We start from the raw sequence: 20,120 nt of genomic DNA on the forward strand, positions 1-20,120 counted from the left end.
TCAACCGCGCCGCTCGCCGATCAGCGTACCCTTGGCACCCTGGGCAAACCGCCAGTCGAAATCCGGCCAATCGCGCCGCCAGCGGCTGGCCACAACCCGCTCGCCCGGCCGCGCGCCATCGTCGAGCAGCACCATTCCGCCCGGGCGGATGCGGCTGAACAGACGTTCGGCATTGCCGCGCCCGAACGGGCCCAGCGCCCACGGTGGCCCGTCGATCACCAGCAGGTCGATCTCCGCCGGAACCCCGCTCAGATCGTACCAGCTGTAGGACCAGCGATTGGGTCCCGGCACAATCGGCGCATGCCGCATGGTCGCGCCCAGACCGTGGCTGGCGAGCCATTCCCCGGTCTGGACCACGAAATCGGCGTGCTGGTCATAGCTGGTCAGCTCGCCCCCGCCAGAGCGCTGCAAGGCACGCGCGAGCACCAGCGATGACGCCCCGCAGCCCAGCTCCACCACATGCTCCGGACGCAGCCGCTCGACCGCTTCGACAATCTGCCACAGGAACCAGGTGTCGGCTTTCCAGCTGCCGAGGTTGGGCAGCGCATCATAGGGCAGCTCGAGGTGGTCCAGCAGCGCTTGCTTGTCGGCGAGCCGCCCTCCCCACAAGCTGCGGGCGAGCCAGGGCCACTGGATCGCGCCCCAGGCGATGGTAAACAGCCGATCGCCCAAGGGGCGGTCGGCGTCTTCGGCCATACGCGGCAGGAAGCCGGTCTTTTCGCGCGATGTCATCAGCGTGGCCTTTGCGGGGGCAATAAGGCAGTTTGAGGACTAGTCCATGAACGGATCGCGTACCAGGATCGTGTCGTCGCGCTGTGGGCTCGTGCTGACGAGCGCGACCGGGGTTTCGATCAGTTCCTGCACCCGCTGGATATACTTGATCGCATTGGCCGGCAGGTCCGCCCAGCTGCGCGCGCCGACGGTGCTTTCGGCCCAGCCGTCCATTTCCTCATAGATCGGCTCGACCGCGGCCTGGCTGGCGGCGTGGCTGGGGAAGTAGTCGAGCACCTTTCCGTTCAGGCGATAACCAGTGCAGATCTTCACCTTGGGCAGGCCGTCGAGCACGTCGATCTTGGTCAGCGCGATGCCCGTCACGCCGCTGATGGCGCAGCTCTGGCGCACGATCACCGCATCGAACCAGCCGACCCGGCGCTTGCGGCCCGTCACTGTCCCGAACTCGTGGCCGCGCTCGCCGATGCCTTGCCCGACCTCGTCCTCGAGCTCGGTCGGGAACGGCCCGCTGCCGACGCGGGTGGTGTAGGCCTTGACGATCCCCAGCACGAAGCCGGTGGCATTGGGGCCAAGGCCGCTGCCGCTCGCCGCCGTGCCGCTGACGGTGTTGGAACTGGTGACGAAGGGATAGGTGCCGTGATCGACATCCAGCAGCACGCCCTGCGCGCCTTCAAACAGGATGCGGGCACCGGCCTTGCGGACCTTCTTCAGCCGCTTCCACACCGGCTGGGCATATTGCAGCACCGAAGGGGCGATCTCGCGCAGCTCTGCCAGCAGCTTCTCGCGGTCGACCGGCGGTTCGCCGAAGCCGGCGCGCAGCGCGTCATGGTGCGCACACAGTCGGTCGAGCTGCGGCTCCAGATCATCAAGATGCGCCAGATCGCACACGCGAATGGCGCGGCGGCCGACCTTGTCCTCGTAAGCCGGGCCAATCCCGCGCCCGGTGGTGCCGATCTTGCCCGCGCCCGCCGCCGTCTCGCGCAAGCCGTCGAGGTCGCGGTGGATCGGCAGGATCAGCGGGCAATTGTCGGCAATAGCGAAGTTCTCGGTGGTGATCTCGACGCCCTGGCCTTCAAGCTTGGCGATCTCGGCCTTGAGATGCCACGGGTCCAGCACCACGCCGTTGCCGATAATGGAGAGTGTTCCGGTGACGATCCCGCTCGGCAGCAGGCTGAGCTTGTAGGTCGTATCGCCCACCACCAGCGTATGCCCGGCGTTGTGCCCGCCCTGAAAACGGACCACGGCATCGGCGCGGTCGGCCAACCAGTCGACGATCTTGCCCTTGCCCTCATCGCCCCACTGGGCGCCGATCACGGTTACATTAGCCATGGATATGCCTTGTCCCCTGCCAGGGGGATCCGCAAGGTCCTTCGACAGGACTCGACCAGGGGACGGGATGGAGGGGCGCGAAGTGCCCCGAATGCGACGCGCGCCCTAGTGCGGCCTGACGCGAGGAGTCAAGCCGGTGGGGGTGCGTGTCACACACAACCCCGCGCTCTGTAAAACTTCCTTCGGCGGATTTCGTCTGCGTTTGCGGAGACCTGCGTGGGAGCGAGGGGGTTGGGTGTGTCATCTTTGCGAATCCTTCACCTCGGCAGACTTTGGAAGGAATAGATAGGGATCTGTGGACGTGTCGGAAAAACGAGCCGCACCCTTGCATCGCGCCCCTCGCCACGCCACTGCCACTGCGATGCGCATTGCCCTCTATCAGCCCGAAATCGCCGGCAATGTCGGTGCCATTCTGCGCCTCGGCGCATGCATGGGCACGGCGGTGGAACTGATCGAGCCGCTCGGCTTCGTGTGGGATGACAAGCGGGTGCGGCGGGCGGCGATGGATTATATCGATCATGTCGCGGTCACCCGCCATGCCGGGTTCGAGGCCTTTCGCGCCACGCTGGGGCCGGAGTCGCGGCTGGTGCTGTTCACCACCAGGGCGGTGCAATCGCCTTACGATTTCGTCTTCCGCCCTGGCGACGTGCTGCTGTTCGGCCAGGAAAGCGCCGGGGTGCCCCTTGAGGTGGCCGAAGCCTGCGACGCGCGGCTGCGCATCCCGATGCGGCCCGAAGTCCGCTCGATGAACCTCGCCACCTCCGCCGCGCTCGCTTTGGGCGAAGCGCTGCGCCAGACCGGGCAATTGCCGCAATAGCCCGACAAATTGCGACAATCCGCGACTGGCCTTCGGCGATTCGGCGTGTTTCAAGCGCACCAGCGGGTCGCACCGATGGAGTATCTCGCGATGAAGCGCCTGTTCTTCCTGCTTGCCGTTTTTGCCCTCGTCGCCGGGGCAATCGTTCCCGCCATGGCCCAACGCGGGCGCGACCGGGCGGGCGGCAGCGAACTCGCCTATGGCTCCGCCCCGCTGCAACGACTCGACTATTGGGCCGGCAAGGACCGCAACGCACCGCTGGTGGTGTTCGTCCATGGCGGCGGGTGGAAGCGCGGCGACAAGAAAATGATGCAGGGCTCGGCCAAGCTCGAGCATTGGCAGGCGCAGGGCTATGCCGTCGCCTCGGTCAATTACCGCCTCGTCCCCGATGCCACGGTGGAGCAGCAGGCCGCTGATGTGGCTTCGGCGGTTGCTTACCTGAGAGACAATGCCGCAAGGCTCGGCTTTGATAGCGAGCGGATCGTGCTCATCGGCCATAGCGCGGGCGCGCATCTTGTGGCGCTGGTCGGCACCGATCCGCAATGGCTGCGCGGCGTGGGAATGAAGCTGAGCGATATCGCAGGCGTGGTGCCGCTCGATGGCGCGGCCTATGACGTTCCCGCCCAGATGGGCGAGAATGCCCCTCTGTTGGGCGATACCTACAAGCAAGCCTTCGGAACCGACCCGGTGCGCCAGCGGGCCTTGTCACCGACATTCCAGGCGGCCGCACCCAATGCGCCCGCGTTCCTGATTCTCCACGTCGAGCGCAAGGACGGCACCGCGCAAAGCAAGGCGCTGGGTGAAGCGCTGCGCAAGGCCGGAACCGACGCGACAGTCCAAGGCTTCAAGGGGCGCGGGCTGAGGGGTCATGCCGAAATCAACCGCAAACTGGGCGAGCCGGACTATCCGGCAACGGCTGTGGTTGATGCCTTCCTGAAGAAGGCGTTCGGCTAGCGCGGCTTCGGTTCGCTGCCGTCGAGGCGGTGTGTGCAGCCTAGTGCACCGGCATCATCGGCATCCGACAGCGCCGCTACGGTGCGCCAGCCGATGGCGCGCAAGCGAGCGGCGACGTTCTCGTCATGGCCCAAAGGCAGGTACAATGTGTCTTGCGGTGCCGGGTCGGCTAGCGTCGGCAGAAGCGCGTCGAGATAGAGCGAGAAGCCGGTCGCGGCCTCTTCGCTGCCCTTGATCCAGTAGGTCCCGCCCCGCCCCAGTGCGCCCCGCACGCCTTCGGCATAGAGGGTGAAGCCGAACCAGCTCTGGTATTCGAAGCCGTGGCGCTCGGTCGGGTCGAGCGTGATGCGGGCGCGGTTGCCAAGCCGTGCTGCGATCGTCTCCAGTCCTTCGATACGGCTGGCGAGCGCACCGCCCGCATCGATCGCCCGCAGCTTTTCGAGCGCTTCGGGCAACGGCCCTGCGGCATGAATGAGAGGCAGGTATGCTTCGCCACCGGCAGCAACGAGCCCACCGGCGTCCTTGGTATCGAGTTCGCGCCGAACCTTGTCGATCTGATCAGGTTCGAGCGGGAATGCCTTGGCCGCCAGCACGTCGACGAGATCAGGCAGCGTAAAGTCCACCGAAATCCCGCCTGCGCCGGTCGCTTCGACAGCCTCGACCGCCAGCATCACGATTTCGCTCGCAGCGCCGGCGGTGTCGACCCCGATCAGTTCCGCGCCCATTTGCAGGCGCTGGCGCGCGGGATCGAGCTGGTCGGCGGTGATGGTGGCGACTTCGCCCGCGTAGCAGAGCCGGAGTGGGCGCGGCGCATCTGCCAACGCGGTCGAGGCAATCCGTCCCAGCTGCGGTGTCATGTCGCTGCGCAGCGCCAGAGTGCGCAGGCTCTGCGGATCGACGAAGCGGAACAGGCGGCGCGTGCTGACCCCGTCCATCCGGCCCGCGAGCGAGCGTTCGAACTCGATCAGCGGCGGGCGCACACGATCGTAACCATGGCCATCCATCGCCTGCAGCGCAGCGCGCATGGCATGGCTGACCTTGCGCGCCTCGGCGGGCAGGCGGTCTTCAAGGCCGATGGGGAGCAGGTCGTCGGTGTCGGTCATAGGGCGCCCCATACATAGCTCGTCATCCCAGCGGAAGCTGGGATCGCTCTCCTCCCGGCCGGACTTGGCCGAAAGTGGCCCCAGCTTTCGCTGGGGCGACGCACATCATCAAAATGCCAGAGGCATCACGGTCTTGACGCCTTCCAGCTGACACGCGGCCTTGACCACTTCGGCCGGGATCGGCTGGTCGACGCTCAGCAGCAGGATCGCCTCACCACCCGCTTCGCGGCGGCCGAGGTTGAAGGTGCCAATGTTGATACCGTGCTCGCCCAGCAGCGTACCGATGCGGCCAATGAAGCCGGGCGCGTCCTGGTTAACGATGTAGAGCATGTGCCCGTCGAGCTCGGCCTCGATCCGCACGCCGAAGATTTCGACCAGGCGCGGAGCCTCGCTGCCGAACAGCGTCCCGGCCACCGAACGGTCACCCTGCTCGGTGCCAACGGTCACCCGGACAAGCGTATTGTACGCGCCTTCCTTCTCGTGCCGGATCGAACGCACGTCGAGCCCGCGTTCCTTGGCGAGATAGGGCGCGTTGACCATGTTCACCGTGTCGGAATAGCGGCGCATGAAGCCCGCCAGCACCGCCCCTTCGATCGGCTTGCCGTTGAGGTCGGCTGCTGCGCCTTCGCGCTCGATGCTGATCTGGGTCAGATTGCCATGGGCCAGCTGGCCGACCAGGCTGCCGAGCTTTTCGGCGAGGCCCATATAGGGCTTGAGCTTGGGCGCTTCCTCGGCGCTGAGCGAGGGCATGTTGAGCGCATTGGTGACGCCGCCGTTGACGAGATAGTCTGCCAGCTGCTCGGCCACCTGCAGCGCGACATTGACCTGCGCTTCGGTGGTGCTCGCGCCAAGGTGCGGGGTGCAGATGAAGTTCTTCGTCCCGAACAGCGGATGGTCGGCCGCGGGCGGCTCGGTCTCGAACACGTCGAGCGCGGCCCCGGCGACATGGCCGCTGTCGAGCGCATCCTTCAAGGCCAGCTCGTCGATCAGGCCCCCGCGGGCGCAGTTGACGATCCTTACGCCCTTCTTGGTCTTGGCGAGATTCTCGCGGCTGAGGATGTTGCGGGTCTGATCCGTCAACGGAGTGTGCAGCGTGATGAAGTCGGCCTTTTCGAGCAGCGTGTCGAGATCGGCCTTCTCCACGCCCATGGCCACGGCCCGATCCTCGGTCAGGAACGGATCGTAGGCGACGACCTTCATCCTCAGGCCCAGCGCGCGGGCGGCGACGATCGAGCCGATATTGCCCGCGCCGATCAGACCGAGCGTCTTGCCGGTCAGTTCGACGCCCATGAAGTCGTTCTTGGGCCAGGTGCCAGCCTGCGTGCCGGCGTCGGCCGCCGGGATCTGGCGAGCAACGGCGAAGATCAGGGCGATGGCATGCTCGGCCGTGGTTATCGAATTGCCGAACGGGGTGTTCATCACCACCACGCCCTTGCCGCTGGCATAGGGAATGTCGACATTGTCCACCCCGATCCCGGCGCGACCGACGACCTTGAGGTTGGTTGCCGCGTCAAGGATGTCCTTGGTCACTTTCGTGGCCGAACGGATGGCGAGGCCGTCGTATTCGCCAATCACGGCCTTCAATTCATCGGGCGTCATGCCCGGCTTCACATCGACATCGCAGCCGCGCTCTTCGAAGATCTTGGCGGCATTGGGGTCCATCTTGTCGCTGATGAGGACTTTGGGCTTGGTCATGGAATTTCTCCGTCATCCCAGCGCAAGCTGGGATCGCTATCAGTAAAGTTGGAGCGTGCGGATCGAGGTCCCAGCTTTCGCTGGGACGACGCGGTTATCCCTTCCTGAGGCTCTCGTAAGCCCACTCGATCCACGGCAGCAGGCGCTTCAAATCCTCCTGCTCGACCGTGCCGCCGCACCAGATGCGCAAGCTCGGCGGGGCGTCGCGATAGCCGTTGAAGTCGTAGCCGACATCGCGGGCTTCGAGCATCGAGGCGATCTTCTTGGGCACCGCAGCCTGATCTTCGGGCGAGAGACTGTCGTACCAGTCGCCCTGGAAGCGGAAGCACACGCCGGTGTTGGTGCGCTTGGCCGGATCGGCGACCATGTTGCGCAGCCACGGGGTCGCTTCGATCCAGTCGGTCACGATCTTGGCATTGGCATCGGCGCGTTCGAACATCGCCTTGCGCCCGCCCATCGCCTGCGCCCATTCGAGCGCGAGGATGTAGTCCTCGGTCGCCAGCATCGAGGGCGTGTTGATCGTCTCGCCCTTGAAGATGCCTTCGTTGATCTTGCCGCCCTTCTTCATGCGGAAGAGCTTGGGCAGCGGCCAGGACGGATCGTACTCCTCGATCCGGGCAACGGCCTTGGGGCTGAGGATCAGCATGCCGTGTTGCGCCTCACTGCCCATGACCTTCTGCCAGCTGTAGGTCGTGGCATCGAGCTTGGGCCAGTCCATCTCCATTGCGAAGACAGCGCTGGTGGCATCGTTGATGGTCACGCCCTCACGGCCCGGCTCGAGCCAGTCGGTGTCGGGGATCTTTGCCCCCGAGGTGGTGCCGTTCCAGGTGAAGACGACGTCGTTATCCTGCGGGATCGAGGCGAGGTCGGGGATCTCGCCGTAATCGGCATCGAGCGTGGTCAGCCGGGGCAGCTTGAGCTGCTTGACCGCATCCTGGATCCAGACATTGCCGAAGCTTTCCCAGGCCGCGACCGTGACCGGACGGGCGGGATCGAGCATAGTCCACATGGCGGCTTCGATGGCGCCGGTGTCCGATGCCGGCATGATGCCGACAAGGTAATCCTCGGGCACGCCGAGCATCTCCTTCGACAGGTCGATGGCATACTTCAGCCGCGACTTGCCGAGCGCGCTGCGATGCGAGCGTCCGAGCGATTCGGTTTTGAGATTGGCGGCAGACCAGCCCTTGAACTTGGCGGTCGGCCCCGACGAGAAGAAGGGGCGCTCAGGCTTGAGCGTCGGTTCAGTCATGTATTCTCTCCTTGCAGAGAGCTCGCGCGGCGTTGGGACCGCGTGGCCCGCTGGCCGCACTAGAGTTGCGCGCCTCCAAGTCAATCGGAAACTTTCTGTTATCGATGGATAGCTTCGCGTATCGGACCAACAGCCTCTCGCCATTCGCCATCGGCTTGCCTATGGCCAATGCGATGGAGACGAGCGATTTGCGGATCGCGCTGTTCAGCGGGAACTACAACTACACCCGCGATGGCGCGAACCAGGCCCTCAACAGACTTGTCGGCTACCTGCTGCGGCACGGGGCGGCGGTGCGTGTCTTCTCGCCCAAGGTGGCAGAACCCGATTTCGAACCGACCGGCGAACTATACGACGTGCCCAATATCCGCATGCCGGTGAAGGGGCGCGGAGAGTATCGCATGCCGCTGGGTCTCAATGCGCAGGCGAAAAACGCGCTGGAGGCGTTCAAGCCCAACATGGTGCACGTCTCTTCGCCCGATCCGACGGGCCACGCCGCCGTCAGTTGGGCGCGCGAGCGGGGCATCCCGGTCCTTGCCTCGGTCCACACGCGGTTCGAAACTTATCCGCGCTACTACAACCTCGCCTTCATCGAGCCCGGCATCGAATGGATCCTGCGCCGGTTCTACAATCGCTGCGATGCGCTGGTCGCGCCATCACAGAGCATGATCGACGAGTACAAGGCGATGGGGATGCATTCCGATATCGGCCTGTGGACCCGCGGGGTCGACCGCGAGATTTTCGATCCCGGCAAGCGCAACTGGGCATGGCGCCGCTCCATCGGTCTGGCGGATGACGACGTCGCCATCGCCTTCCTCGGCCGGCTGGTGATGGAAAAGGGTCTCGACGTCTTCGCCGACTCAATCGCCGAGCTGCGCAAGCTCGGCTCGCCGCACAAGGTGCTGGTCATCGGCGATGGCCCGGCCCGCGAATGGTTCGAGAAAGCCCTACCCGGCGGCATTTTTGCCGGTTTCCAGACCGGCAAGGATCTCGGCCGCGCGCTCGCCAGTGCCGATGTGTTCTTCAACCCTTCGATCACCGAGACCTTCGGCAATGTCACGCTCGAGGCCATGGCCAGCGGACTGCCGGTCGTGGCGGCATCGGCCACCGGCGCTTCCAGCCTGGTCCACGATGGCGAGACCGGGCGGCTGGTCCCGCCGGGCAATGCCAGACTGTTTGCCGAAGTACTGGCACCCTATTGCACCGACGATGCCCTGCGCCGCGGCCACGGTGCGGCAGGCGAGCTACGCAGCCGAGAATACAGCTGGGACGCGATCAACCAGGCGGTGGTCGATACCTACCTGCGCATCGCTGAAGCGCGCAGTAGCTAGATCAGCGAAGCACGCCCTCGCGGCGCATCTTGAGCGCGTACCAGAGCATGAACAGCGTGGTCGCCCAGATGGTCAGGTCGAGCGCCAAGTTGCGCAAATCCGACGGAACTTCGGTCACGAAGTTCTGATAGACCGTCGTGCCGGCGAGACCGACCAGCGCGATCAGCACGGCTGTCACCGCCCAGCGCGACCGCACGAGGAGCAGGACGGACCCGAGGAACGCGCCCCACACCCCCAGCGCCCACACCGCAGTGGCCCAGGCCGGGAAGCTGTCGAACCAGGCGATCTGTTCGGGCGTCATCCCGAGATCGCCGAGCTTGCCCAACTCGGTCATCATATAGCTGAAGATGCCGACGCTGTTCCACAACAGTGTCAGCCCGCCGACCACCCAAAGGTGCCATGGCGTGGCGGTTTCTCCCAATTTGTTCATAGCTAACCCCTCCAGCTGCCGCCGCTTTCCCGACGGACAATGGAGGGGTGCTATCACGCGCTGAGCGGGGGACAAAGCGCGTTAAGCTTTATTGCCGTAGCGTCAAAGGCGTTCGATCCGCTTGGCCAGGTCGTCGATCATGTCGACGATTTCCTGCCGCACGCTGTCATCGATGCCGCCTGACTTGTACTTGTGCTTGAGCACGCTGGCGAGGTTGCCCGCGGCGCGGAACAGGTCGTGCGGAGCGCCGGCGGTACTGGCCTTTTCGCCGTGGGCGGTGAGCCGCTCCATCAGCCCATCGACCTCATCCGCGCGCTCCGCGAGCTCGGCCTTGCCGGCGTCGGTCGCTTCGTACGCTTTGCGCGCTTCGTCGCTCGCGGCGTCAGCGATCGCGCCTTCGTCCTGCAGCAACGAGAGCGTGGGATAGATCGTGCCCGGGCTGGGCGAATAGTCGCCGCCGGTCATTTCCTCGATCGCCTTGATCAGCTCGTAGCCGTGGCGCGGCTCGTCGGCGATCAGCTTGAGCAGCACCAGCCGCAATTCACCGGGGCCGAACATGCGCCCGCGGCGCCTGCGGCCGCCCTCGCCGAATGGACCGCCGGGTCCGAAAGGTCCGGAAGGGCCGAAGGGCCCGGAAGGACCAAAGGGGCCGTTCGGGCCGAAGCTGTCCCAGCCGCGGCTTGCGCCCATCATGGCGATAAAGGGCCAGGCGCCCTTGCCGAATTTCCTGCGATACCGATGTCCGTACATGGACTCTCTCCTTGGGGGTCTTACGATAGCTCTAAGATATATCTTGGATGCATCTTGGCAAGCGTCTCCAACTGTGATGATGCGTTTTTCCGACGAGCGGTCTAGGACGACCGACCAATGGCCGATCTGTTCAACGATGACCCTCCCCCGTCCGCGCCCGACGAGCCGCGCGATGATGCGCCGCTGGCCGACCGGCTGCGCCCGCGCAATCTGGCCGAGGTCATCGGGCAGGAGCATCTGACCGGGCCGGAAGGCGCCATCGGCCGGATGGTCGCCGCAGGCCGCCTCTCCAGCATGATCCTGTGGGGCCCGCCCGGCACCGGCAAGACCAGCACGGCCCGCCTGCTGGCCGATGCCGTGGGTATGCGCTTCGTCCCCATCAGCGCGGTGTTCAGCGGCGTTGCCGACCTCAAGAAGGCCTTTGCCGAAGCGGACAAGTTTGCTGGGGCAGGACAGCGCACGCTGCTGTTCGTGGACGAGATCCACCGCTTCAACCGCGCGCAGCAGGATGGTTTCCTCCCCTTTGTCGAACGGGGCACGGTGACGCTAGTCGGGGCAACGACCGAGAACCCCAGCTTCGAACTTAACGCCGCACTGCTCAGCCGCGCGCAGGTGCTGATCCTGCACAGACTGGATGCCGAGGCACTGGGCAAGCTGCTCGCCCGGGCCGAGGAACTGGAGGGTCCCCTCCCCCTTACACCGGAAGCGCGCGAGGCGCTGATCGCCAGCGCCGATGGCGACGGTCGCTTCCTGCTCAACCAGGCCGAGACGCTGTACCACGCACGGATCACGGAGCCGCTCGATCCGGCCGCGCTCGGCGCATTCCTGCAGCGCCGCGTCGCGGTCTACGACAAGGACCGTGAGGGCCACTACAACCTCATAAGCGCGCTGCATAAAAGCGTGCGCGGGTCCGATCCGCAGGCGGCGCTCTATTACCTGGCGCGGATGCTGGTGGCGGGCGAGGAGCCGCTTTACCTGCTGCGGCGGTTGGTGCGCATGGCGGTGGAGGATATCGGCCTCGCCGATCCGCAGGCGCTGGTGCAATGCCTCGCCGCCAAGGACGCCTACGACTTTCTCGGCAGCCCCGAGGGTGAACTGGCGATCGTCCAGGCCTGCCTCTACCTCGCCACTGCACCGAAGTCGAACGCAGCCTACAAGGCGCAGAAGGCGGCGTGGAAGAGCGCCCGCGAGACCGGTAGCCTGATGCCGCCGCAGAATATCCTCAACGCCCCGACCAAGCTGATGAAGGACATCGGCTACGGTTCAGGCTACGCCTATGATCACGACGCCGAGGACGGATTCTCGGGCGACAATTACTGGCCCGAGGCGATGATGCCGCAACGCTATTACGAACCGGTCGAACGCGGGTTCGAGCGCGAGGTGCGCAAACGGCTGGAGTATTGGGACAAGCTGCGGGAGGAGCGGGGGTGACTTCCGAGCAGAACTCCGTTCGCCCTGAGCCTGTCGAATTGCAGGCGCGTGCCCTTCGACAGGCTCAGGGCGAACGGAGGTTTTTCCAGCAATGAGGCGCTTTACCCACTTCCTCGCCATCGACTGGTCGGGTGCGAAAGGCGAGCGGCAGAAGGGCATTGCCCTTTCGCTAGCCGATGCGGAGGGCGGGCCGCCGGTGCTGGTCGAGCGCGGACGGGCGTGGAGCCGCGCGGACGTGCTCCACATCCTGCGAGACGGGCTGCCGCCCGATACGCTAGTGGGGATGGACCTCGGCATCGCCCTGCCCTTCGCCGATACTGGCGCGTACTTTCCCGACTGGAACGAGAGCCCGCCCGACGCCAGGGCGCTGTGGGCGCTGATCGACAGGATCTGCGCCGAAGACCCGCATCTCGAGGTGGGTAGCTTCGTCACCCATCCGGAAGCCTCGCGCTATTTTCGCCACTCCAAGGACCATGTCGGCGACCGCTTCCACCTGCCCAGCGCGCCGACCCGCGAAGGCCGCTTCCGAATCGCCGAACATGCCCAGCGCCAGCAAGGCGTGCGCCCGGTCAGCAATTTCAACCTCGTCGGCGCGGCGCAGGTCGGCAAGTCGAGCCTCACCGGCATGCGCATGCTGCACCGGCTGTGCGGCCAGGTCAGCGTCTGGCCGATCGATCCCTTACCCGAAAGCGGCCCGGTGGTGGTGGAGATGTACACCAGCATCGCCGCGCGGGGCGGCGGGGTGAGCGGCGCTAAGACCAAGCTGCGGACCTATGAAGACGTTAACATCGCCCTCGCGCAATTGGGATCGGCCCCAGTTGCAGGCTCGGGCCCGATCGACGACCATTCCTCCGACGCGCTGGTCACCGCCGCGTGGCTCCGCGCGATTGGGGATAGGGCAGAATACTGGAACCCGGCGGGACTGACGCCGGAAATCGCAAGAACCGAAGGCTGGACGTTCGGCGCGCTCTAGCCCCCCGCGTGACACCAATCCTGCGACGTGGGGTCGGAATAGCGCGACGGGGAGAACTCCGTGCTAGGCAGAGCTTCGGTGATCGAAACGCTGAGCGGTTGCGGGATCATGCCGGGCCGGAGCAGGCACCGTCCGACGCAGTCGTATTCGGGCTCGAGCACCCACTTGCCGGCCATGTCGACGGCACCCCATTTGCCGCCCTTCTGCGCCGGGGCCCAATCGTTGGGACCGAACTCGAGCACATCGTCGAAGCCGTTGCCGATAATCTCGCGGCCTGACCAGTCGACGATCATCGGCTGGCCATCACGCACTGTGCGGCCGGTGCCGCTCTGGTCAAAGCGGACGAAATTGGCGCTATCGAAAGGTGCCGGGCCCAGGTCATCGCCCGTGCCGGAGTAACGCCGACGCTCGCCGTCGAGATGGCCGATGAAGGAGCCGTCGATATATTCGGTCATTCCCTCCAGCACCGGTTGGATGACCCATTCGCCCCGGCGATTGATCAAGCCTGATTTGCCCCCCTGCTCAAACACGGTAACGCCTGACGAATTGAAGGCTTCGGGTCGGAACTCGGCTTCCGACATTGGCGGGATCATCCAATCGCCATCGGCGTCGATGAAACCCCATTTTCCGCCCGATTGGGCCGGAGCCCACCCGTCCGGTGCGAAGTAGCCGAGGCGTTCGAACCGGCCAGGCTCGATCACCCAGGTGCCGTCCCGGTCGATGTAGCCGTATTTGCCCTCTGCGGTCTGGGCCAATGCCAGGCCATTGTCTGCCGCGGGACTGATCGATTTCAGAGAAGGGAGAACGATCCATTCGCAATCGAGCGACAGAATGCCGTCGAACCCTTCATCTTCGACCACGAAACGGTCCTTGCCGTCGAATGGCATCAGCGGGTTGAGCCCCGGTCCCAGCAACGGTTCTCCTCCGATCCCGACGATCCAGCGGTCCCTGCCCCCGGAATTCTGCGCCCAGAACCATGAGTTGTCGTCCGACCCGCCGGCCATGGCATCATTGCCATAGAGGTACTGGTATCGAAGCGGGACCAGCAGCGTGCCATCTGGCGAAAACAGCGCGGAAAGACCGTCCCGGCGGGCTTCGATCAAGCCGTCGCTCCAGATGTCGATGCTCTGATATTCGAGCGGTACGATGACGTCGCCGTCGGAACTGACCACGCCCCAATTGCCGTCGCGCATGACAGGGAACGATTCCTCTCGCTCTCCGGATCGGTCGGACCCGGCCAGAGCAGCCGACATCGTGAGCAAGAGCGCCGCCATACCGAGGGAAAGGTGATGTTTCCGCATAGAGCAATCATTGCCAGCCAGCCGCGGCACTGTCCATCGCTTGCAAGTCCCTATGCAATGCAACTGGACTTTTGCCGCACTTTGACGCAGTGGCGCGCCGTCCAGCCCTCATGCAGCGCAGCGGCAGGGCAAACCAATATGCCGGCTTAGCTCAGTTGGTAGAGCACCTGATTTGTAATCAGGGGGCCGCGGGTTCGAATCCTGCAGCCGGCACCATCTTCGTCTCCCGCTAGTCCACAGCGCCTCCATAGAAACCTCGCGCAGCGACTATTGCAATCGATTGCATAATAGCATAGCCGTGCTCCCGGAGAGAGGGAAATTCATGGACGACGCACGCAAGCCGCATGTCACCCTGGGCCAGATCCTGAGCATGAACCTGGGGTTCCTGGGCCTTCAGTTCAGCTTCGGGTTGCAGCAGGGCAACATGGGGCCGATCTATTCGTTCCTGGGGGCCGAAGAAAGCCAGCTGCCGCTGTTGCAACTGGCCGGGCCGCTGACCGGGCTGATCGTCCAGCCGATCGTCGGCGCGCTGAGCGACCGGACATTGTCGAAGCTTGGGCGCCGCACGCCCTATTTCCTCGTCGGCGCGATCATGTGCGCGGTCGGGCTGTTCTTCATGCCGCTGTCGGTTTCGATCATGTCGGCGGTGGCGTGGCTGTGGATCCTCGATGCCGGCAACAATATCACCATGGAGCCCTATCGCGCCTATGTTGCCGACCGGCTCAATCCGGAGCAGCGGCAGGCCGGTTTCCTGACGCAGAGCGCTTTTACCGGGCTTGCGCAGATGCTCGCCTTTCTCACCCCATCGGTGCTGGTGCTGATGGGCATGGACCGCGACTGGGTGGACCAGCACAACATCCCCTACACTGTCCGTACAGTGTTCTGGGTCGGCGCTGTGCTATCGCTCGCCACCATCGTCTGGTCAGTCACCCGCGTTCCCGAACTCCCCCTGACAGCCAGGGAACGCGAGTGGATAGAGAGTCAGCCAAAAGGCTTCGCCGCGACCTTCGTCGAGATCGGTTCTGCCCTTCGCGTTATGCCCACCCCGATGCGCAAGCTGGGGGTGATGATGCTGTTCCAGTGGTTCGCCATGTCGGGATACTGGGGCTATGTCATCTACACCATCGGGCGGAGCGTCTATGATACTGCCGACCCGGCCAGCGACGGATTCCGCCAGGCGGTGCTGACCAATGGCGAGATGGCCGCGTTCTACAACGGCATCGCGTTCCTCGGGGCTTTTGCCATGGTGCCGATTGCCAGGCGGATCGGGGCCGGGCCCTTGCATGCGCTGATGCTGGCGGCGGGCGGCGTCTCCATGCTGCTGCTGCCCGGCGTGACCGACAAGGCGATGCTGTTCGCGGTCATCATCGGCGTCGGCCTCGCCTGGGGCAGCATCATGGGCAATCCCTATATCATCCTGTCCAATTCCATCCCGCCCGAGCGGGTCGGGGTCTACATGGGCATCTTCAACATGATGATCGTGATCCCGATGCTGCTGTTCGCCTTTGTCATGTCATCGGTGAACCTCGGCTTCGGGCAGATCGGGCTTGGCCTTTACGACGGGCTTCTCGGCGGCGATCCGCGCAATGTGCTGCGAGTGTCGGGCGTGTGCATGTTTATCGCCGCGCTGGCGGTGCTGTGGGTGCGCGAGGGCTGGAAGAAGCCGGTCGAGGGTGTACCAGCGGGGACATGACCACACTTCACGCACTTCACACGGCCCAGGCCAGCATCGTGCTCGAGCATGACCCCAAGCGGGGGGTGCTGTGGCGACACTGCGGGCTGCGGGTCGAACCTGATTTCGAGGGGGGCGATCTGCCCAAGGCGAGCGAAGGGCGCGGGCTGGCTTCGTTTGCGCTCAACCGGGATATCGGCATGCCGTTGGTCCCGTCTTCCGGGCTGGGATGGTTCGGGCCTGCTGCGGTGCAAGTGCGCGATGCGGATGGGACGCTGGTCGTGTTCGCCCCTGACACCTGCGCCGTCGAGGCGAGCGAGGATGCGCTGTCGATCACCCTGTCCGACACGGTTTCGGGGCTGGAGTGGACCGGCAGCTTTGCTGCCCTCCCGGGTGGAGCCATCCGGGCCTCGGCTGCAATTCGCAACAAGGGTGACGCGCCGGTAATGCTGGCCGGGCTGGCGAGCTTGCAGCTACCACTCGCCGCCAGCTTCGCGCAGCTCATCTCGTGGCGCGGGCGGCACAATGCCGAGCTCAACGCGTATGTCGAGGCCATGCCGCAGCAGCGCTGGGAGAAGGTAGGCCGGCGCGGGCTGTCGGGCCATGGCGGGCCGCCGGGGCTCTATGTGCTGGGGCAGGACGCCGGGTGGCACAGCGGGCTCGCAATGGCGGTTCAACTCGAATGGTCGGGCGACCACAGCCTCGCGATCGAGCGCGATTACGAAGGCTATTGGACATTGTCCGCCGCTGCCACGCTTGCTCCGGGCGAGATCGTGCTCGCACAGGGTGAAAGCTTCACCACACCTGCCGCTCTGCTCGCGATCTCGGACCAGGGCCGTAATGGTGCGATGGCTCAGATGCACGCGGCGGTGCGAGCAATGGTGCGCTGGCCCGGCGGCACCATGTCTCCTCGTCCGGTCCATCTCAACAGCTGGGAAGCCTGCTATTTCGATCACGACGCGGCGCGGATCGAAGCGCTGGCGCAGGCCGGGGCCGAAGTCGGAATCGAGCGCTTCGTGCTCGATGACGGCTGGTTCAAGGGGCGGCGCGACGATACCGCAGGCTTGGGCGACTGGTTCCCCGATCCGCAGACCTATCCCCATGGCCTCGCCCCGCTCGCCGCGAAGATCGAGGCCATGGGCATGCAGTTCGGCTTGTGGGTCGAGCCCGAGATGATCAATCCCGATAGCGACCTCTACCGCGCCCATCCCGACTGGGCGCTGGCACTGCCGGGGCGCGAGCGGCCGACCGCGCGCAACCAGCTGGTGCTCGACATGCGACGCGAAGATGTGCGCGACTACCTGTTCGAACGGCTCGACGCGGTGCTCAGAGCCGCGCCGATCGGCTATCTCAAGTGGGACCACAACCGCGATCATGCCCCCTCGGGCGGTGCAGCGCAGGTGCGCGGGACCTATGCACTGCTCGACCGGCTGCGGGCCGCGCATCCGGACGTCGAGATCGAAGGCTGCGCCGGGGGCGGCGGTCGCAGCGACGCAGGGCTCGTGCCCTATGTTCACCGCTTCTGGACCAGTGATAACATCGACGCCGTCGCGCGGGTCGGGATGCAGCGCGGCTTCAACGCCTTCCTGCCGCCGGAGCTGATGGGATCGCATATCGGCGCTAGCCCTTCGCATGCCACCGGGCGCACCCAGTCGATGGCCTTTCGCGGTGCCATTGCCAGCATGGGGCACCTGGGCGTGGAGCTTGACCCCGCCACGCTGGCCGAGGCCTACCGCGCCGAGCTGGCGCGATGGATCGCCTTCGCCAAGGAATGGCGCCACCTGCTCCACGGGACCGATGTTGCGCTGGGCGAAGGCACCGACAGCCTGCGCTGGCAGGCCGCGGGCACGCCGGGCCACAAGCTGCTCTATTGCATCCGCACAACCCCGCCGCTGGACCGCCGTCCGCAGCCGCTCCCGCTGCCCTTTGCCGCTTCGTGCATGGCGTGGGACGTGCGGCTGCTCGCGGTGGCCGAAGAGCCCGGTCATGGCATCCCCCGCTCGCACCTCCACGACCGGATGGAGCGCGAGTCGGTCCGCTACACCGGCAGCTGGCTCGCCAACGCGGGACTGCCGCTCCCTCTGCAGAAGGCACAAAGCGTCGCCATTTTCGAGATGAAGGAAGTTCCCTGATGGCGAGTATGCCAATTGCCACCGCTTCCACGTTTGAACCATCCGAGATCAGTCATTGGCGGCCGCAGCGGTTTGACACGCTCCCGCCCCTACGCCTTGTCACGGCAGCGGACGCACAGCCGATCACGCCCGATCTCGACCTGTGGGACAGTTGGCCCTTGCAGCACGAGGACGGCTCGACCGTTACGGTAGAGGGCGCGCAATATTGGTTCTTCCTCTCGTCGCAAAAGTTCGACGATCCCGGCCAGCGCCACTTCCACGCCCGGATCCGCCTGATGCGGCTCAAACACAGCGTATGGACCGACCTGGGCAATGCCATGCCCGACGGCTTCTCGCCCGGCGAAGCGGAATGGGCAGGGTCCTGCGTTTTGCATGACGACGGGCAGTCGGTCACCCTGTTCTTCACCGCCGCTGGGCGGCGCGGCGAAGGTTGCAGCTTCGAACAACGGATTTTCGGGACCCGCGGCGTGCTGGGCCCCGATGGACCTGGCCACTGGCAGACGCCCGAGGAACTGTTCGCCGCCGATGGCACGGTCTTCATGCCCGCCAACCAGCCGGGTGGTGCTCCGGGTGCGATCAAGGCCTTCCGCGACCCCGCCTGGTTCCGCGACCCGGCCCGCGGGCAGGCCTACCTGTTGTTTACAGGCAGCGCAGGATGGGACGACGATCCGCACAACGGCCTCGTCGGCTATGCCATGCTGGTCGACGGACGCTGGGAACTGGGCCAGCCGCTGATCCACGCGGTGGGCGTCAACAACGAGATGGAGCGGCCGCATATCCTGGTTCGCGACGGGCGCTACTACCTGTTCTGGTCGACCCAGCGCCACACCTTCTCGCCATCCGCCAATGCCGGGCCCAACGGGCTCTACGGCGCGGTGGCAAACAGCTTCACCGGGCCGTGGTTTCCGGTGAACGGCAATGGCTTGATCGCGACCAACCCGCCGGAGGAGCCGACCCAGGCCTATAGCTGGTGGACCACCGGCGAAGGCGTGGTGTGGAGCTTTATCGACCATTGGGGAATGCAGGGCCGGACATTCGCCACCCATCCCGAAACGCTGCGCACGCAGTTCGGCGGGACACCTGCCCCCCGCTTTCGACTTGTCATTGACGGCGATGAAGTGCGGATCGCCTAGGCGCTGGCGCGGATCACCAGTTCCGGCGGCATCACCAACGCTTCCGCATCCTCGCCGCTGATCCGGGCCATCAGCCGGCGGACCATCTGCGCTGCGCCGCCGGTGATGTTCTGGCGGATCGTGGTCAGCTGCGGCACGGAATGGCGGGCCAGTGGCAGGTCGTCGAAGCCGATGACTTGGATATCGGCCGGGACCTGAATGCCCAGTTCGTGCAACTGGCGAATGGCCGCCATGGCAATCGCGTCCGAAGCGCACACCGCGCCTTCAATATCCCCGTCAAGCGCCGTCATGGCTATGCCGATCTCGTCGGTCATCTCGTCGATCGAGAGGTGCACCGGGACATGCTGCAAGCGCGCACCCCGACCGAAATCACCCACCGCCGCCTGGACTCCATGATATCGTTCTTCGATCTCGATACCGGTCGTGTCGCCGAGAAATACCAGCGAGCGCAGTCCCTTCTCAAGCAGGTACTCCGCCGCCATTCGCCCGCCGGCGAAGTTGTCCGTGCCGACCGAGCAATGCGCCTGGCCTTCGCGGTAACTGCCCCAAACCACCAATGGGGCATAGTCGCGCGCGACGGCTTCGATGGCGTCGTACTGGTCCGACTGGCCGATCATCAGCACGCCGTCGACCATCCCCGAATTGACCACCCGGTCGAGCCAGTCGGGATGTTCCTGCGGGATCGCGCGGCTCAGCATCACGTCAAAGCCGCTTTCGGTCAACTCGTCGGCCAAGGCGCCGAGCAGAGTCATGAAGAACGGGTCTGAAATATGCTGGCGCCGGTCGTGGCCCAGCGGGATCACTACGGCGATAACGCCGGTCTTCTGGCGGCGCAGCTTGCTCGCCATCTGGTTGACCTGAAAGCCGTGCTTGCGCGCCAGTGCCTGGATTTTCTCGCGGGTGCGGGCATTGACCATCGGCTTGTCCGCCAGCGCACGCGAAACCGTGCCGGCCGAAACACCCGCAATGCTCGCCAGTTCGGCGATATTGCGCACCCGCTTGACCGGGCCTTCCGCCGCAATGGTGCTGTCGTCCTCTGCCATGAGCGCTTGCCTAACCTAACTTGCCCAAAAAGACACCTCTTATGTTGC

At 65.3% G+C, this 20,120-nt stretch carries 17 protein-coding genes and 1 tRNA gene; 9 read left to right on the top strand and 9 right to left on the bottom strand.

Features of this window, described 5'->3' with window-relative positions; translation table 11 throughout:
• Positions 1-732 (bottom strand): class I SAM-dependent methyltransferase, encoded by a 732-nt coding sequence (locus tag LY632_RS12200; RefSeq protein ID WP_234091402.1) that lies wholly within the window; start codon positions 730-732, stop codon positions 1-3.
• Positions 733-771: 39 nt separating this feature from the next.
• Positions 772-2,061 (bottom strand): adenylosuccinate synthase, encoded by a 1,290-nt coding sequence (locus LY632_RS12205; protein WP_234091403.1) that lies wholly within the window; start codon positions 2,059-2,061, stop codon positions 772-774.
• Between the two features lie 361 nt (positions 2,062-2,422).
• On the opposite strand from LY632_RS12205, the gene LY632_RS12210 reads away from it, so the two are divergent.
• Together LY632_RS12210 and LY632_RS12215 are read left to right on the top strand one after the other, a co-directional pair.
• Complete coding sequence (locus LY632_RS12210) at positions 2,423-2,878, top strand: tRNA (cytidine(34)-2'-O)-methyltransferase (protein ID WP_234091404.1); 456 nt, start codon at positions 2,423-2,425, stop codon at positions 2,876-2,878.
• A gap of 90 nt (positions 2,879-2,968) precedes the next feature.
• Positions 2,969-3,832, top strand: coding sequence for an alpha/beta hydrolase (locus tag LY632_RS12215; RefSeq protein ID WP_234093238.1), 864 nt, complete (start codon positions 2,969-2,971; stop codon positions 3,830-3,832).
• On the opposite strand, the gene LY632_RS12220 is transcribed toward LY632_RS12215, so the two are convergent.
• From LY632_RS12220 to LY632_RS12230, 3 genes are all read right to left on the bottom strand, one after another.
• On the bottom strand, positions 3,829-4,935 hold the full coding sequence (locus LY632_RS12220) for an ATP phosphoribosyltransferase regulatory subunit (protein ID WP_234091405.1): 1,107 nt from the start codon (positions 4,933-4,935) through the stop codon (positions 3,829-3,831). The genes LY632_RS12215 and LY632_RS12220 overlap by 4 nt on opposite strands.
• Before the next feature lie 108 nt (positions 4,936-5,043).
• A complete protein-coding gene (gene serA / locus LY632_RS12225) occupies positions 5,044-6,630 on the bottom strand; it encodes a phosphoglycerate dehydrogenase (protein ID WP_234091406.1) in 1,587 nt (528 codons plus the stop codon).
• Positions 6,631-6,724: 94 nt separating this feature from the next.
• Positions 6,725-7,879, bottom strand: a complete 1,155-nt coding sequence (locus LY632_RS12230; protein ID WP_234091407.1) for a phosphoserine transaminase — start codon at positions 7,877-7,879, stop codon at positions 6,725-6,727.
• A gap of 173 nt (positions 7,880-8,052) precedes the next feature.
• On the opposite strand from LY632_RS12230, the gene LY632_RS12235 reads away from it, so the two are divergent.
• Entirely contained in the window at positions 8,053-9,207 is a 1,155-nt protein-coding gene (locus tag LY632_RS12235) for a glycosyltransferase family 1 protein (RefSeq protein WP_234093239.1), read from the top strand.
• Position 9,208: 1 nt separating this feature from the next.
• Here the strand turns inward: LY632_RS12235 and LY632_RS12240 are convergent, their stop codons facing one another.
• Both LY632_RS12240 and LY632_RS12245 read right to left on the bottom strand, forming a co-directional pair.
• Positions 9,209-9,637 (bottom strand): hypothetical protein, encoded by a 429-nt coding sequence (locus LY632_RS12240; protein WP_234091408.1) that lies wholly within the window; start codon positions 9,635-9,637, stop codon positions 9,209-9,211.
• A gap of 102 nt (positions 9,638-9,739) precedes the next feature.
• Positions 9,740-10,387: a PadR family transcriptional regulator gene (locus LY632_RS12245; RefSeq protein ID WP_234091409.1), complete on the bottom strand. Its 648-nt coding sequence runs from the start codon at positions 10,385-10,387 to the stop codon at positions 9,740-9,742.
• A 117-nt stretch (positions 10,388-10,504) separates the two neighbouring features.
• Between LY632_RS12245 and LY632_RS12250 the strand changes: the two genes are divergently transcribed.
• The gene (locus LY632_RS12250) at positions 10,505-11,818 is read left to right on the top strand and encodes a replication-associated recombination protein A (RefSeq protein ID WP_234091410.1); all 1,314 of its coding nucleotides are present in this window, start codon (positions 10,505-10,507) and stop codon (positions 11,816-11,818) included.
• Positions 11,819-11,909: 91 nt separating this feature from the next.
• Positions 11,910-12,791, top strand: a complete 882-nt coding sequence (locus LY632_RS12255; protein WP_234091411.1) for a hypothetical protein — start codon at positions 11,910-11,912, stop codon at positions 12,789-12,791.
• On the opposite strand, the gene LY632_RS12260 is transcribed toward LY632_RS12255, so the two are convergent.
• Complete coding sequence (locus LY632_RS12260; RefSeq protein ID WP_234091412.1) at positions 12,788-13,984, bottom strand: WG repeat-containing protein; 1,197 nt, start codon at positions 13,982-13,984, stop codon at positions 12,788-12,790. The two genes, LY632_RS12255 and LY632_RS12260, sit on opposite strands and share 4 nt — an antisense overlap.
• A 248-nt stretch (positions 13,985-14,232) precedes the next feature.
• Here LY632_RS12260 and LY632_RS12265 point away from each other — a divergent pair.
• The 4 genes from LY632_RS12265 to LY632_RS12280 all read left to right on the top strand — a co-directional run bounded on the left by LY632_RS12265 (position 14,233) and on the right by LY632_RS12280 (position 19,029).
• Positions 14,233-14,308, top strand: a tRNA-Thr gene (locus tag LY632_RS12265).
• 106 nt (positions 14,309-14,414) lie between these two features.
• Entirely contained in the window at positions 14,415-15,785 is a 1,371-nt protein-coding gene (locus LY632_RS12270; protein WP_234091413.1) for an MFS transporter, read from the top strand.
• Entirely contained in the window at positions 15,782-17,896 is a 2,115-nt protein-coding gene (locus tag LY632_RS12275; protein WP_234091414.1) for an alpha-galactosidase, read from the top strand. The genes LY632_RS12270 and LY632_RS12275 overlap by 4 nt, the downstream gene beginning before the upstream one ends.
• Positions 17,896-19,029 carry a glycoside hydrolase family 68 protein gene (locus tag LY632_RS12280; protein WP_234091415.1) on the top strand — a complete coding sequence of 378 codons (1,134 nt, stop codon included), beginning with the start codon at positions 17,896-17,898 and terminating at the stop codon, positions 19,027-19,029. Before LY632_RS12275 ends, LY632_RS12280 begins: the two co-directional genes overlap by 1 nt.
• Here LY632_RS12280 and LY632_RS12285 read toward each other — a convergent pair.
• Positions 19,026-20,072 (bottom strand): LacI family DNA-binding transcriptional regulator, encoded by a 1,047-nt coding sequence (locus LY632_RS12285; protein ID WP_234091416.1) that lies wholly within the window; start codon positions 20,070-20,072, stop codon positions 19,026-19,028. The two genes, LY632_RS12280 and LY632_RS12285, sit on opposite strands and share 4 nt — an antisense overlap.
• Positions 20,073-20,120 lie beyond the last annotated feature (48 nt).

The sequence above is a fragment of the Erythrobacter sp. SDW2 genome (genome assembly GCF_021431965.1).
Lineage (GTDB): Bacteria > Pseudomonadota > Alphaproteobacteria > Sphingomonadales > Sphingomonadaceae > Parerythrobacter.